We start from the raw sequence: 14,930 nt of genomic DNA, 5'->3' as shown, positions 1-14,930 counted from the left end.
CCAGTCGTTGTAGGCGCCGAGGTTGGAGCGGTAGGTGCTGGGGCTGATGGAGATCTGCGCACCGCGGCCCCCCTCGTCACGGGCGAGCCGGCCCCGCAGGCTGGAACCCTGGTTTGTTGCGCCACGAGGACGTCTGGTCGTCGAAGCCGTACTCGTTGAGGTTGTGCCAGTAGGAGTCGCTGAAGATCAGCCGGCGTCCGCCCCCCGTCGGCGTGTCGTGCAGGGACACCCGTCATGGCCCCGTACGGCTCGCGCCGCCCCTTCTCAGCCGCCCCCGTCGAGATCGGCGCGGCGGCGCAGCACGCTCAGTTCGTCGCCGTCCAGCCGCATCTCGTAGAGCTTGCCGCGGGCGTTCTCGAAGGGGCGGTGGAGGATCATCATCAGGCGGCCGTCGAAGGTGTGGAACAGCATCCCGTGGCCGCTGTCCTCGCGGACCAGGGGCCGTCGCTGGGCCCACGGTCCCTCGATCTCCCCGGACCGGGAGACCGCGTAGGTCTGCACGTAGCCGCCGCTGACCGTGCCGTCGTCGCCGGCCGTGTTCTTCTCGTACGTGGACCACAGCATGAGCAGGGCCCCGTCGGGAGTCCGGTGCAGCTGAGGGCCGTCGGTGACGTACGGGGCGAGCTGGTGCGGTACTCCGCCGGGGATCTGCTCCGTGAGCCAGAACGCGTCCGAGGCCTTGAACAGGAAGACCGGGTCCCCGATCGTGCGGGTCAGGTCCGGAGCCAGCCGGACGGCCTCCATGGTGCCGTCGACGGTCTGCAGCCACTCGTGCGCGTACACCATCCAGGGCTGCCCGGACGGGTCGGTGTAGAGGGTGCCGTCGAGGGTCATGAGGTGCGCGGGCGGGGTCGGGCGGCCGGGGTCCACGACGGAGAACGGGCCCAGCAGGGAGTCGGACACCGCGGTGACCGTGCCGCGCATGTGGTTCGGGAGCGGGAAGGGTGTGCCCCACCGGTTCGCCGGAGGCACCACGAGGGGCTTGTTCTCGTCGTGCAGCGTGGTGAACAGGTAGTACCTCCCGCCCCACGCGTGCACCTCCGGCGCCCACGCCCCCTCCGTCGCCCAGATCCCTTGCTGGTCGGCGGTCCGGAAGACCACGACGGGACGCGTCCACTCCCGCAGGTCGGTACTGCGGTAGACCATCGTGCCGACGCCGTCCACGCCGGAGACCTCCGGCTCGTTGGACGTGTAGAGGTGGTAGGTGCGGGTCGCCTCGTCGGCGACCACGAACGGATCGTGCAGGGGCATCCCGGGAAGCCGCATGGCGGTCACGTCCGGCCGACGTTGGCCGTGAGCAGCCGGAGCACCTGTTTGGCCGCGGTGCGCTGTTCGGGGGTGAGCCCCATGGCCTCGCCCATGTCCACGGGGACGGTCCGGGCCCGCTCCTGGAGCCGGGCGCCGGCCTCCGTGAGGCGGATGGCCACGGAGCGCTCGTCGTCCGTACGGCGCTCGCGGCGGAGCAGTCCACCGGCCTCCAGCCGCTTCAGGAGCGGGGAGAGGGTGCTCGACTCCAGCTGCAGCGCGGCGCCCAGGTCGCGTACGGAGATCGAGTCCTGTTCCCAGAGCACGAGCATGACCAGGTACTGCGGATACGTCAGCCCCAGTTCCTCCAGCAGCGGCCGGTACCGGGCCGTGACCGCGCGCGAGGCCGCGTACAGGGCGAAACAGAGCTGGTCGTCCAGGAGCAGACCGCTCCCGGGTGCCGGGGCCGGATCCTGGGCCGCTCCGGCCGTGCCCACGATGTCGCCGACTGTGCTCACGGTGTCGCTCCTCCGCCGTGCTCTCTGTATGACGATCGCCCACCCTACCTTCAAGATCTCGCAACCATATCGGGCGCGACTCGGTCGTGCACGAAGGGTTGGGAGATGCCGGCCGTCCGGACAGCAGGACACAGCGGAGCCGCCCCCGGCCGGGAGGAGTCCCGGCCGGGGGCGGCGGTGTGCGGGCGCGCGGGCCCGCACGGAGGTGCGAGGTCGGCTCAGGCGAAGTTCGCCAGCGCCTCGTTCCAGGTGGCCGACGGACGCATGACCGCGGCGGCCTTGGCCGGGTCGGGCTGGTAGTAGCCGCCGATGTCGGCCGGCTTGCCCTGGACGGCGATCAGCTCGTCCACGATCTTCTGCTCGTTCGCCGTGAGGGTCTCGGCGAGCGGGGCGAAGACCTTGGCCAGGTCGGCGTCGTCGGTCTGGGCGGCCAGCTCCTGGGCCCAGTACAGGGACAGGAAGAAGTGGCTGCCGCGGTTGTCGATGCCGCCGACGCGACGCGAGGGGGACTTGTCCTCGTTGAGGAAGGTCGCCGTGGCGCGGTCCAGGGTGTCGGCGAGCACCTTGGCCTTGGTGTTGCCGGTGGCCGTCGCGTACTGCTCCAGGGACGGGACCAGCGCGAAGAACTCACCGAGGGAGTCCCAGCGCAGGTAGTCCTCCTTGACCAGCTGCTGGACGTGCTTCGGGGCGGAGCCGCCGGCGCCCGTCTCGAAGAGGCCGCCGCCCGCCATCAGCGGGACGACCGACAGCATCTTGGCGCTGGTGCCCAGCTCCAGGATCGGGAACAGGTCGGTGAGGTAGTCACGCAGCACGTTGCCGGTCACCGAGATGGTGTTCTCGCCGCGGCGGATGCGCTCCACCGACAGCTTGGTGGCCTCGACCGGGGCGAGGATACGGATGTCCAGGCCCTCGGTGTCGTGCTCCGGCAGGTAGGCGTTGACCTTGGCGATTAGGTTGGCGTCGTGCGCGCGGGTCTCGTCCAGCCAGAACACCGCCGGGTCGCCGGTGGCGCGGGCGCGGGTGACGGCCAGCTTGACCCAGTCGCGGATCGGGTCGTCCTTGGTCTGGCAGGCGCGGAAGATGTCACCGGCGGAGACCGTCTGCTCGATCACCACGTTGCCGGCCTGGTCGACGAGGCGGACCGTGCCGGTGGCGGGGATCTCGAAGGTCTTGTCGTGGGAGCCGTACTCCTCGGCCTTCTGCGCCATGAGGCCGACGTTCGGGACGGAGCCCATGGTCGACGGGTCGTAGGCGCCGTTGGCGCGGCAGTCGTCGACGACGACCTGGTAGACACCGGAGTACGAGGAGTCCGGGAGCACCGCGAGGGTGTCGGCCTCGGCGCCGTCCGGGCCCCACATGTGGCCGGAGGTGCGGATCATGGCCGGCATCGAGGCGTCGACGATGACGTCGGACGGCACGTGCAGGTTGGTGATGCCCTTGTCGGAGTCGACCATCGCCAGCGCCGGGCCCTCGGCCAGCTCGGCGTCGAAGGCGGCCTTGATCTCGGCACCCTCCGGCAGGGCCTCCAGGCCCTTGAAGATGCCGCCCAGGCCGTCGTTCGGGGAGAGGCCGGCCGCGGCCAGCGTCTCGCCGTACCGGGCGAACGTGTTCGGGAAGAAGGCGCGCACGACGTGACCGAAGACGATCGGGTCGGAGACCTTCATCATCGTGGCCTTGAGGTGCACGGAGAACAGCACGCCCTCGGCCTTGGCGCGGGCGACCTGCGCGGTCAGGAACTCGCGCAGCGCGGCGACCCGCATCACGGAGGCGTCGACGACCTCGCCCGCGAGGACGGGTACGGACTCGCGCAGCACGGTGGTGGAGCCGTCGTCGCCGACCAGTTCGATCCGGAGCGAACCGGCCTCGGAGATCACCGCGGACTTCTCGGTGGAGCGGAAGTCGTTCTCGCCCATGGTCGCGACGTTGGTCTTGGAGTCGGCGGACCAGGCACCCATGCGGTGCGGGTGGGTCTTGGCGTAGTTCTTGACCGAGGCGGGGGCGCGGCGGTCGGAGTTGCCCTCACGCAGGACCGGGTTCACGGCGGAACCCTTGATCTTGTCGTAGCGGGCGCGGATCTCGCGCTCCTCGTCGGACTTCGGGTCGTCCGGGTAGTCCGGCAGCGCGTAGCCCTGGCTCTGCAGCTCCGCGACGGCGGCCTTGAGCTGGGGGATCGACGCCGAGATGTTCGGCAGCTTGATGATGTTCGCCGCGGGCGTCTTCGCCAGTTCGCCCAGCTCGGAGAGGGCGTCCGGGATGCGCTGCCCCTCCTGGAGGTACTCCGGGAAGACGGCGATGATGCGCCCGGCCAGCGAGATGTCACGGGTCTCGACGGAGACACCGGCCTGCGAGGCGTACGCCTTGATCACGGGCAGGAACGAGTGGGTCGCCAGGGCGGGCGCCTCGTCAGTGTGCGTGTAGATGATGGTCGAGTCAGTCACCGGGTGCTCCGCTCCACGTCTGCAACATTGCTCGACATCAAGATATCTCGTACGGGGGCGGGACTCGACAGGGGTCGGGGTGTGGGGACCGCCACGACGGGTGCGTTGTCGGGTGCGGCTGCGGTGGGGCTTCTCGCGCAGTTCCCCGCGCCCCTGGAAAAGCGGGGCTGCGCCCCTGCTTTTCCGGGTCGGCCCCAGCCGCCCGCACCCGACAACCGTCCCCTACGGCGCCGTCTCGACGGCAGCCCCCCGCTGATGAGGGATCTCCACGCTGCCACCGCCCGTCTGGAGCGTGATCGCGCGCCGCGGCACCGGCACGCTGATCCCCTCCGCCCGGTACCGCTTGTGCAGCCGCTTGATGAACTCGTGCTTGATCCGGTACTGGTCGCTGAACTCCCCGACCCCGAGGATCACCGTCATCCCGATGCGCGAGTCGCCGAAGGTGTGGAAGCGGACGGCGGGCTCGTGGTCGGGGACCGCGCCCTCGACCTCCTTCATGGTCTCGGCGATGACCTCGTTGGTGACCCGCTCGACGTGCTCCAGATCGCTGTCGTAGCCGACGCCCACCTGCACCAGCAGGGTCATGTCCTGCTCGGGCTGGTTGAAGTTGGTCATGTTGGTGCCGGCGAGCTGGCCGTTGGGGATGATCACCAGGTTGTTGGAGAGCGACTTGATCGTCGTCTGGCGCCAGTTGATGTCGACGACATAGCCCTCCTCGCCGCTGCTCAGCTTGATGTAGTCACCCGGCTGGACCGTCTTCGAGGCGAGGATGTGGATGCCCGCGAAGAGGTTGGCGAGGGTGTCCTGGAGGGCCAGTGCCACCGCGAGACCGCCGACACCGAGAGCGGTGACCAGCGGGGCGACCGGGATGCCCAGCGTCTGGAGGATCACCAGGCAGCCGATGGCGAGCACCGTGACCCGGGTGATGTTCACGAAGATCGTGACCGAGCCGGCGACCCCGGCCCGGGACTGGGCGAGGGTGCGCACCAGACCGGCGATCACCCGTGCCGACGTGATCGTCGCGACGAGGATGAACAGCACGGTCAGGGACTGGTTCACGTTGTGCTGCACGGTCCTCGTCAGCGGCAGCACCGCCGCCGAGGCCGCCGCGCCGCCGACGAACGTGCCCCACGGCACCAGCGACCGCAGCGTGTCGACGATGACGTCGTCACCGCTCCAGCGGGTCTTCGTGGCGTGGCCGCCGAGCCAGCGCAGCAGCAGCCGCAGCAGGAACGCGGCCAGCAGGCCCGCGACCAGGGTGATCCCGGCCACGAGGTAGTCGTCGAGGGTGAGGGCCCGGGTCATCGGTCGCCTCCCGGGGGACGCGAGGAGCGGCTGCGGGGCCGTATGCCGGTACCCGTGGGCCGTATGTGATGTGTCGTCACCTTGCCACCTGCTCGAATTCGAGATGCACGATCAGCGCCTGCCCGGACGTGCGTACGACGCCGGGCGCGATCGCTCATCCTGCCGTATCCGCACGGCTGATCGGCACCGGACCTGCGCGGATCGGCCGACGGCGGCCCCCGCGTCCGCTGGATTGTCCGGATGTGCACCGCGGTACGGCCGCCTCCCCCTGCCGCCCCTCCTTCCGGAGCCGCGCGGGAGCGTCCCACGCGGCGTCAGATCACCTTCAGCCGGACCAGCACGCCGAGCGTCAACGCGCCCGGCAGCAGCGGCAGCCAGACCGTGACGATCCGGAACGCCAGCACCACGGCGGTCGCCACCGCCACCGGGCCACCCGCCGCCACCAGGGCGACCACGAGCGCGGCCTCCACCGAGCCGAGACCGCCCGGGGTCGGTACGAGGGCCACCGCGACCGTGGCGGCGAGATAGGCGAGCGCCATGTGCCCCACCGGGATGTCCAGCCCCAACGCCAGCCCCACGGCGACCAGTACGCCCGCCTGGAGTGCCGGGAACGCCAGCGACCCGCCCCACAGCGCCAGTGCCCGGGCCGGCCGCGCGTGGATCGAGCGGGCCTCGCCGAGCGCCGTGCGCACGAAACGGGACACGGCCGTACGCAGCCGTCGGACGAGCAGGACCAGCGCCACGGCGACGCTCGCGGTGACGACGGCCGCCACCAGCAGGGGAGTCGACATGCCGTCGGGGAGCAGCGGGCCCGGCCGCAGGGCCCGCGGGAACGCGAGCAACAGGGCCAGCAGCAGACCGACGCGGGCGACGGACTCGGCGAGCAGATACAGCGCGAGCGCCGCCGACGAGCGGGGCAGCGACACCCCGCACACCGTCATGAACCGCAGGTTCACCGCGCTCGCGCCCAGCCCGGTCGGCAGCAGGTGGTTCGCCGCGCCCGCCGCGAACTGGGTGGCCAGCAGCCGCCCCGCGGGCAGCCGTTCGACGAGCGCGCCCTGCCGGGTCACCGCCGCCGCGACCCAGGTCAGACAGGTCGCACCGAGCGCCACGGCCAGCCAGGGCCAGCGCGCGGTCGCGAGCCGTTCGAACCCCTCGGCGAGGACGGAGCGATGGCGCACGGCCACCACGAGCACCAGGACCAGGGGAACCGGCCAGAGGATCCGCCGCACCGGAACCCGCCCGGCGAGCCGCCACGAGAGGGGGAGTCGTATCGCTGTCACACTCGCAGAGGGTCTCCGCGCCCGGCCAACACCGGGTTGCGCACGCGCGGACGGCGGCCGACCGGCGGGGGACCAGGTGACCCGAGGCCACCGGCCCCCACGCCTTGACCTCAAGTTCGGTCGAGGTCCTAGCGTCCTCCCCATGAGTATGGAGACCACCGCCTGGACCCAGCTGCAGGGCATGATGACCGCACAGCGGCACACCCGCCCCTTCGCCCGCGCGACACTACGGCGTATCGGCGCCTTCGCCCGTCCACATCGTCGCCGTATCGCGTGGTTCGTCCTCCTCGGTGTCGTGACCGCGCTGCTCGCCGTGGCGACGCCGGTGCTCGCGGGGAACGTCGTGGATGTGATCGTGTCGGGCGGGGACGAGGCACATGTCGTCCGCCTTGCCGTGCTCATCGCCGTCATCGCGGTCGCCGAGGCGGCGCTCGGCCTGCTCGGCCGGCGCCTGTCCGCGACGCTCGGCGAGGGACTCATCCTCGATCTGCGGACCGCCGTCTTCGATCATGTGCAGCGCATGCCGGTCGCGTTCTTCACACGTACTCGTACGGGAGCGCTCGTCAGTCGTCTCAACAACGACGTCATCGGCGCCCAACGGGCCTTCAGCAACACCCTGTCCGGAGTGGTGAGCAACCTGGTCACCCTGCTGCTCACCCTCGCCGTCATGCTCACGCTCTCCTGGCAGATCACCCTGCTCTCCCTCGTCCTGCTGCCGGTCTTCGTGGTCCCCGCCCGGCGCATGGGCCGCCGGATGGCCCGGCTCCAGAGAGAGGCCGCCGACCTCAACGCGGCGATGGGCACCCGGATGACCGAGCGCTTCTCGGCACCCGGCGCCACCCTCGTCAAGCTGTTCGGACGGCCCGACGACGAGTCCGCCGAGTTCGCCGAACGCGCCGCCCGGGTGCGGGACATCGGCATCCGTACGGCGATGGCCCAGTCGGCGTTCATCACCGCCCTCACCCTCGTCTCGGCCCTCGCGCTCGCCCTGGTGTACGGCCTCGGCGGCTGGTTCGCGCTGCGCGGCACCCTGGACGCGGGCGCGATCGTGTCCCTGGCGCTGCTGCTGACCCGGCTGTACGCCCCCCTGACCGCGCTGGCCGGGGCACGCGTCGAGGTCATGAGCGCCCTGGTGAGCTTCGAGCGCGTCTTCGAGGTACTGGACCTCAAGCCGCTCATCGAGGAGAAGCCCGACGCCCGCGAGGTCCCCGACGGCCCGGTGGCCGTGGAGTTCGACGACGTCCGCTTCGGCTACCCGTCCGCCGACAAGGTCTCCCTCGCCTCCCTGGAGGAGGTGGCGTCCCTCGACAACCGGGGCGGCGCCGAGGTCCTGCACGGCATCTCCTTCCGCGCCGAACCCGGTCGGACCGTGGCGCTCGTCGGCTCCTCCGGCGCCGGCAAGTCGACCGTGGCCCAGCTGCTGCCCCGGCTGTACGACGCGGACGCGGGGGCCGTCCGCGTCGGCGGCGTCGACGTGCGCGACCTCAGCGCGGCAGCACTGCGCGCCACCCTCGGCATGGTCACCCAGGACGGCCACCTCTTCCACGACACCGTCCGCGCCAACCTGCTCCTCGCCCGCCCCGACGCCACCGACGACGACCTGTGGGAGGTGCTGCGCCGGGCCCGCCTCGACGACCTCGTCCGCGCCCTGCCCGACGCCCTCGACACCGTCGTCGGCGAACGCGGCTACCGGCTCTCCGGCGGCGAACGCCAGCGCATGACGATCGCCCGGCTGCTCCTGGCCCGCCAGCGCGTCGTCATCCTCGACGAGGCCACCGCCCACCTCGACAACACCTCGGAGGCCGCCGTCCAGGAGGCACTGGCCGAGGCGCTGGAGGGCAGGACGGCCGTGGTCATCGCCCACCGCCTGTCCACGGTGCGCACCGCCGACCAGATCCTCGTCGTCGAGGCGGGCCGGATCGTGGAACGCGGGCGCCACGAGGAGCTGCTGGCGGCCGGCGGACGGTACGCCGAGCTGTACCGGACGCAGTTCGAGAAGACGGCGGACCCCGAGGAGCAGGCGCCGGTCGGCGTAGCGTAGCCGCGCCGCGTCCCCCGGGGTTCAGCCCTCGACGCCGGTCGCCGTATGAGCGGCGCCCACCGGCTTGGACTCCGGGGAACCGCGCTGGCGCAGATAGATCGAGAGGATCGCCATGGAGGCGATGGCGAGGAACTCCGACTGCCAGTTCTGCAGCGTACGGCTCCAGAAGTCGGCCGAGAGCACGTACTCGGCCCAGGTGTCGGGAGCCTGGAGCCCCCTGAGCTGCTCCTCGTTGTACGCCGCCACACCCGTGATCGACTGGGCCAGCCACGACAGGACGAAGACGGCCCCCATGACGTACCCCAGCGAACTGGCGTACAGCCGCAGCCGCAGCCCGCCGGCGGCCGCCCAGCGGGGGGACTCTGGGCGGGCGTGCGGCCCCACCCGCTGCTCCTCGTCCGACTCGGTGCCGATGCTGTCCGGGTGCTTGGACTCCGGCGAACCGCGTTGCACCAGCCAGACCGTGAGCAGGAGGTAGAGGAAGAACTGGAGGTACTCGGACTGCCAGTTCTCCATCACGTCGACGGCGAAGTCCGAGGACGTCACGTACTCGCCGAGGGTGATCCGCTGGAGGTCGTCGGCCGCGAGCCGGTTGTCGAAGTCGGCGTGACCGGCGACGGCCTGGCCCGTCAGGGCGAGGGCGAACAGGACCAGGAAGGTGAGCCCCAGACCGTTCTCGCGCAGGAACCGGCGTGGCGACCGGGTCATCGGTGCAGCACCCCCAGCGTGACGCAGTAGGCCAGACCGCCCGCGATCACCAGCAGGCACAGGGCGAACATGACGCGCACGGCGTTTCTCACCCACCCTTCAGCAGACACCGGTACGGCCGCTCGGGACGCGGGACGCACCCGGCGGCGACGACCTTCCAGCCCCCGGTGAACAGCGACAGGAACAGGGTGTCCGAGGAGAACACCACCCGGGCCTGGCGGCCGTGGACATCGACGCCCGCGGACGCCTCCCCGGCCGCCGCCACGAACGGGACCTCCTCCTCCAGGACACCTTCCGCGCACGGCATCCGGGCGGACTGCTCCACCTCGTCCCGTACGCCGGGCGCCAGCACCGCGCACACGGCCACCCCGTCCTCGGCGCCCAGGGCCCGCTCGAAGGCGACGGCCGTCCGCAGCGCCGCCGTCTGCCGCGCCTCGACCGACCCGCAGCCGGCCGTCAGCAGCAGCACGGCTCCCGCCGCCGTCCCTCGTCGCCGCCGCCAGGGCATCCAGGGCCTCCCGTCCGGCCGTCCACGTCGTGTCGGGGGACGGTAACCCCGCCCGCGAGCCCCACCGAGGGTGCCGCGCGAGCCCCGGAACCGGCGTCCCCCGGCCGGGGCAACGCCGCTACGGACCGCCCGTGTCCCGGGCGGGTGCCACGCCCACCGGCAGCCCGTACACCGCGAAGGCGCGCCGGATCACCGGCTGGGCGACATTGCGCACCCGCACACCACCGCTGGTGATGCCGTGCTCGGTGCCCAGATGGGCGTGGCCGTGGACGGCCAGATCGGCACCGGCCTCGTCCATCGCCTCGGCCAGGAGGTAACTGCCCAGGAAGGGATAGATCTCCAGCGGTTCACCGACGAGTGTGTCCGGTACGGGGGAGAAGTGGGTGAGCGCGACACGGACCGCGCAGCCGTCCTGCGCCAGCTCCTCCAGAGCGCGCCGCAGTCCGTCCGCGAGCCCCCGGGTGTGACGGACGAAGGCCTTCATCTCCGGTTCGCCGAACTCGCTGCCGCTGCGCCCGGCGAAGCCGCCGCCGAACCCCTTGGTGCCGGCGACCCCGACCCGTGTCCCGTCGACCTCGACGACGGTGCGCTCGCCCTCCAGCACGGTCACCCCCGCCTCCCGCAGCACGGCCGTCACGTCATCGGGGCACTCGGCGTGGTGGTCGTGGTTGCCGAGGACGGCGATCACCGGAACCGGCAGTCCCGCCACCTCGTCGGCGACCACACGGGCCTCCTCGGGGGTGCCGTGCCGGGTGAGATCCCCGGCGAGCAGCAGCAGGTCGGCGTGGTCGCGCAGGGTGTCGAACGCCGGGCGGAGCAGACCCCGCCCGTCCGGGCCGAGGTGGATGTCCCCGACGGCCGCGACCCGGATCACGACAGCTCCTCGGCACGGTCCGGCGCGGTGACGTCGGCCAGCGCGATGTCGGCCCGCACGGGCACGCCCGGCAGTTCCCGGGACGCCAGGCGCAGGATCGCCTCACGGTCGGCCGCGGTGGACACCGTGCCGGTGATGTGCACGGCGTCGCCGCGCGCCTCGATCCGCATCCCGAGTTCGGCCAGGTCGCTCCGGGCGAGCCGTTCCTCCAGGTGGGCTATGCGGTACTCGGTGTGCCCGGCCGCGCGGGCGGCTCGCTCGTCCGCTCCGCCGCCCGGTGGGGGTTCAGGTCCGGTGGCCATCGCCGGTCTCCTCCGGCTCGATCACGTCGAGGCGCTCCAGCAGGTAGAGGAAGGCGGCCGGCATCGGCTCGGCACCGCACTCCTCGCGCACCCGGCTCCAGTCGATCTTCTCGCGCAGGGCACGGGCGATCGGCAGCACGGCACCGAAGTCGCAGTAGTGCTCGGAGAACGCCATGAGCCGCCCCACGAGCAGGTCCGTCGCCGCGAGCACGGGCATCCACACGGACTGCACCGACAGCACCTCGGCCCGGTCCAGCAGCGCCCGGGTGACGGGCGCCCGGGACGGCCGGAAGATCAGGTCGACCTCCTGGCCCTGGCTGCGGGTCTTCAGCAGCCAGTCCTCCGGCGGCTGCACCACGGCCAGGTCCGCCGCCTCCAGGGTGGCGGTGACGGCGTCGATGTCCTCCGGCAGCACACAGAAGTCGACGTCGTGCTGGAGCGTCCCCGGCCCGCCGTGGGCGTACACCGCGACGCCGCCGGCCAGCGCGAACGGGTGTCCACCGGCCTTGAGCAGCGACGCGACCTCCTTCGCCGCTTCGAGGATGGCCTGGGTCCGGTCGGGGGGAAGCCCGTCCTCGTCCGGGCCGGCGAGATCGCCCATGCCCTCCACGATAGTGCGGCCCGTGCCGATGGCCAGATGGGCGGGCCCGGGCCGGGAGGGCCCGGACAGGCGAGAGGCCCGCCGTCGCGGCCGGTGCGGACCGCGGTGACGGGCCTCTCGCGAGGGGGGTCAGTCCTCCAGCGTCACATCGAACAGGTCCAGCTGGAGCAGCGGAGTGACGGTGACGTTCTTCGTCCGGGTGGACCAGCCCGACTCCACCTTCTGGTACCACAGCGGGATCGCGGGCATGTCCTGGAGGATCAGCTTCTCCGCCCGCTGGTAGAGCGCCCAGCCCTCCTGCTCGGTCGGAGCCGCGTCCGCCTCGGCCAGCAGCGCGTCCACCTCCGGGTTGGAGTATCCGGAGCCGTTGACGGCCGCGCCCGTGCGGAAGATCGGGTTGAGGAAGTTCTCGATGGACGGGTAGTCCGCCACCCAGCCGGAGCGGAAGACCGTGCTGATCTTCCGCTCGTTGATCAGCTTGCGGAACTCGCCGAAGGTCGGCACCGGCGCGTAGCGTGCCTCGACACCCAGGGCCGCGGTGATCGTCTCGCAGGCCGCGTCGATCCACACCTGGTTCGCCGAGTCGTCGTTCGAGGTCAGCTCGATGGGGCCCTGGAAACCGGACGCCTCGAACAGCGCCCGCGCCTTCTCCGGCTGGTAGGTGCACAGCTCGCCGCCCGCCCCGCCGCCGTACCCGGGCACGATCGGCGGCACCAGGCCGTCCGGCAGCATCTTGTCGCCGTCGAACGCCTTGTCGATCACGTACTGCCGGTCGATGGCCATGGAGAGCGCCTGGCGCAGTCGCGGGTCGGCGAAACGCTCGTCGTGCATCGGGAAGGAGATCGACTGCACTCCCATGTACGGCTTGGAGACGCAGCGTCCGGCCAGCTCCTGCTTGTACCTGCCGCCGTCGAGCGCGTCCGCCGGGACGAAGTCGAGGTAGTCGAGCTTGTTCGCCACCACGTCCGCGTAGGCGTCCTCCAGCATGCGGTAGAACCGGAACTCCACACCGTCCACGCTCGGGATGCGGACCCCGGCGTAGGCGTCGTAGCGCCGCAGCAGGATGTGCTCGCCGGGGACGCGCGAGTCGTAGCGGAACGGTCCGTTGCCGATCGGGTGGGCCTCGAACGCCGCACGGTCGGCGAAGAACGCCTCCGGGAGCGGGAAGAACGCGGTGTAGCCCAGCTGGGTGACGAACGCGGAGAACGGTGCCGACAGGGTCACCTCGAAGGTGTGGTCGTCGATCACCTTCAGCCCCGACAGCTCGTCCGTCGATCCGCTCTGGGTCGCCTCGTAGCCCTGGATGTGGGACAGGTACTCGGCGCCCTGCAGTCCGTTGGGGCCGTAGGCGGTGTAGTTCCAGGCGTCGACGAAGCTCGCGGCGGTCACCGGGGTGCCGTCGTGGAACGTCCATCCCCGGTGCAGGGTGATCCGGTAGACCCGGGAGTCGGCCGACTCCATCGACTTCGCCACCGCCGGACGGGGTTCGGCCGTTGCCGGGTCGTACTCGACGAGGCCGGTGAACAGGGCGTTCACGATCTTCACGCTGTCGCGCTCGGTCGCGTCGCCCGGCACCAGCGGGTTCTCCGGTTCGGTGCCGTTCCAGCTGATGATGTTCATACGGGTGCGTCTCCTCAGGTCCTCAGGTGTGGGGTCGGGGGCGGTGCTCAGCCGGCCGCGTACGCCGGGCGCGCGCCGCGGGCGTCGGCGCGGGCGCCGTGCAGCCACGCGACCCGGTCGCGCAGGTCACGGGCGGACAGCGCGGCCAGCGTGGCGTCGCGTCGCCGGGCCGCCTCACCGGTCGCGTGGAAGAGCCGGCTGCCCATCTCGCGGGCGGCCAGCTGGGCGGCGGCGGTGCGGTCGAGCCGTTCGTCGGCGAACTCCTCGAACCGCCGCTCGAAGTCCGCCTCCTCGGTGCCGATCAGATCACCGAGGACCACGGCGTCCTCCAGGGTCTGGCAGGCGCCCTGGGCCGCGTACTGCAGCATGGGGTGGGCCGCGTCGCCGACGAGGACCACTCGGCCGTCGGTCCACCGCCGGACCGGGTCGCGGTCGCAGAGCACCCACGAGCGCCAGCCCTCGCCGAGGCCGAGCAGCCTGCGGGGGGTCTCGCCGAGCCCGGGGAAGGCGGCGAGCACCCGTTCCCGCGGCACCGGGGTGCCCGTGACCTCCTGTGCGGCCCCGTCGTCACGGGTGGCGGCCAGGTTCAGGAACCTGCCGTTGCCGATGGGGTAGTGGACGAAGTGCCGGTCGGGTCCGGCCCACAGGGTGACCGTGTTCCAGCGCAGTTCCTCGGGCACCGCCTCCATCGGGATGACGGAGCGGTAGATGGTGTGCCCGGACACCCGGGGGCGGCCGTCGCCGACCAGCTGACCGCGCACGGCGGAGTGGATGCCGTCGGCGCCGATCAGCGCGGCGCCGCGGATCCGTTCGCCGGAGGCCAGCTCCACGGTCACGCCCGAGTCGTCCTGTGCGTAGCGCAGCACCCGGGCGCGGGTACGCAGCCGGACGGCGGAGGAGGCCCGGCACGCCTGCAGCAGCGGCGCGTACAGGTCGACGCGCCGGACCACCGCGTAGGGGTTGCCGAAGCGCCGGCGGTAGGTGTCGTCGAGCGGCAGGCCGGCGATCCGCCGTCCCGTGGTCCCGTCCATGAGGCTGAGTTCGTCGATGTGGACGGCCCGGGCCCGGACGGAGTCCCCGACGCCGAGCCGGTCGAGGGCGTGGAACGCGTTGGGTGCCAGCTGGATGCCGGCGCCGAGTTCGGCGAAGTCGCTGCGGCCCTCCAGCACCAGCACCCGGTGACCCTGCCGGGCGACGCTCATCGCGGTCGCCAGCCCGCCTATGCCGCCTCCTGCGACGAGTATCTGCGCCATCTCGTTTCCCGCTCCCTGGTAGTGGCGGATCGTTCGGTCGTGCCGGCGCTGCTCCATGCCGCCGGCGGCGGATTCGAGAGCGGGAAAGGACGCGCCGCGGGGTCCCGGAACGCCTGCCGTGATTCCGCTTCCTTCCGGAAAGGCCGGTGCCGGCCGGAACGAGCGCGGGTATTCGCTGAATTCACCGGAACACGCCTGAACTCACCCGAATTTCCGCGCCCGTGACGGCGTCGG

General features: G+C 71.8%; 14 protein-coding genes. 1 reads left to right on the top strand and 13 read right to left on the bottom strand.

From position 1 onward, the window contains the following. Nucleotides 1-76: 76 nt before the first annotated feature. The 6 genes from PYR72_RS10585 to PYR72_RS10560 all read right to left on the bottom strand — a co-directional run bounded on the left by PYR72_RS10585 (nt 77) and on the right by PYR72_RS10560 (nt 6,789). Complete coding sequence (locus PYR72_RS10585; RefSeq protein WP_275455082.1) at nt 77-229, bottom strand: hypothetical protein; 153 nt, start codon at nt 227-229, stop codon at nt 77-79. Between the two features lie 35 nt (nt 230-264). Beyond that, a complete protein-coding gene (locus PYR72_RS10580) occupies nt 265-1,266 on the bottom strand; it encodes a glycoside hydrolase family 43 protein (protein ID WP_275460376.1) in 1,002 nt (333 codons plus the stop codon). 5 nt (nt 1,267-1,271) lie between these two features. Further along, nucleotides 1,272-1,763 carry a MarR family transcriptional regulator gene (locus tag PYR72_RS10575; RefSeq protein ID WP_275455081.1) on the bottom strand — a complete coding sequence of 164 codons (492 nt, stop codon included), beginning with the start codon at nt 1,761-1,763 and terminating at the stop codon, nt 1,272-1,274. 218 nt (nt 1,764-1,981) lie between these two features. Next, entirely contained in the window at nt 1,982-4,201 is a 2,220-nt protein-coding gene (locus PYR72_RS10570; RefSeq protein ID WP_275455080.1) for an NADP-dependent isocitrate dehydrogenase, read from the bottom strand. A 222-nt stretch (nt 4,202-4,423) separates the two neighbouring features. Then, the gene (locus tag PYR72_RS10565; protein ID WP_275455079.1) at nt 4,424-5,506 is read right to left on the bottom strand and encodes a mechanosensitive ion channel family protein; all 1,083 of its coding nucleotides are present in this window, start codon (nt 5,504-5,506) and stop codon (nt 4,424-4,426) included. A gap of 314 nt (nt 5,507-5,820) precedes the next feature. Then, nucleotides 5,821-6,789, bottom strand: coding sequence for a lysylphosphatidylglycerol synthase transmembrane domain-containing protein (locus PYR72_RS10560; protein ID WP_275455078.1), 969 nt, complete (start codon nt 6,787-6,789; stop codon nt 5,821-5,823). A gap of 148 nt (nt 6,790-6,937) precedes the next feature. Here PYR72_RS10560 and PYR72_RS10555 point away from each other — a divergent pair, with 148 nt between their 5' ends. Beyond that, nucleotides 6,938-8,830 carry an ABC transporter ATP-binding protein gene (locus PYR72_RS10555; protein ID WP_275460375.1) on the top strand — a complete coding sequence of 631 codons (1,893 nt, stop codon included), beginning with the start codon at nt 6,938-6,940 and terminating at the stop codon, nt 8,828-8,830. A 21-nt stretch (nt 8,831-8,851) separates the two neighbouring features. On the opposite strand, the gene PYR72_RS10550 is transcribed toward PYR72_RS10555, so the two are convergent. The 7 genes from PYR72_RS10550 to PYR72_RS10520 form a co-directional block, all read right to left on the bottom strand. Further along, complete coding sequence (locus tag PYR72_RS10550) at nt 8,852-9,538, bottom strand: DUF6766 family protein (RefSeq protein WP_275455077.1); 687 nt, start codon at nt 9,536-9,538, stop codon at nt 8,852-8,854. A gap of 88 nt (nt 9,539-9,626) precedes the next feature. Then, nucleotides 9,627-10,046: a hypothetical protein gene (locus tag PYR72_RS10545; protein WP_275455076.1), complete on the bottom strand. Its 420-nt coding sequence runs from the start codon at nt 10,044-10,046 to the stop codon at nt 9,627-9,629. Between the two features lie 118 nt (nt 10,047-10,164). After that, the gene (locus PYR72_RS10540; protein ID WP_275455075.1) at nt 10,165-10,920 is read right to left on the bottom strand and encodes a metallophosphoesterase; all 756 of its coding nucleotides are present in this window, start codon (nt 10,918-10,920) and stop codon (nt 10,165-10,167) included. Then, on the bottom strand, nt 10,917-11,222 hold the full coding sequence (locus PYR72_RS10535) for a BON domain-containing protein (protein WP_275455074.1): 306 nt from the start codon (nt 11,220-11,222) through the stop codon (nt 10,917-10,919). The genes PYR72_RS10540 and PYR72_RS10535 overlap by 4 nt, the downstream gene beginning before the upstream one ends. Continuing rightward, nucleotides 11,206-11,823: a nucleotidyltransferase family protein gene (locus tag PYR72_RS10530; protein WP_275455073.1), complete on the bottom strand. Its 618-nt coding sequence runs from the start codon at nt 11,821-11,823 to the stop codon at nt 11,206-11,208. The genes PYR72_RS10535 and PYR72_RS10530 overlap by 17 nt, the downstream gene beginning before the upstream one ends. Nucleotides 11,824-11,952: 129 nt before the next feature. Continuing rightward, nucleotides 11,953-13,443, bottom strand: coding sequence for an ABC transporter substrate-binding protein (locus PYR72_RS10525; protein ID WP_275455072.1), 1,491 nt, complete (start codon nt 13,441-13,443; stop codon nt 11,953-11,955). A gap of 47 nt (nt 13,444-13,490) precedes the next feature. After that, entirely contained in the window at nt 13,491-14,696 is a 1,206-nt protein-coding gene (locus tag PYR72_RS10520; RefSeq protein WP_275455071.1) for a 3-hydroxybenzoate 6-monooxygenase, read from the bottom strand. Between the last annotated feature and the right edge of the window lie 234 nt (nt 14,697-14,930).

Origin of the sequence: Streptomyces sp. VNUA24 (assembly GCF_029167005.1) — a bacterium.
GTDB lineage: Bacteria > Actinomycetota > Actinomycetes > Streptomycetales > Streptomycetaceae > Streptomyces > Streptomyces scabiei.
The sequence above is the reverse complement of the archived record's forward strand: the minus strand, read 5'-3'. Positions and strand labels throughout refer to the sequence as shown.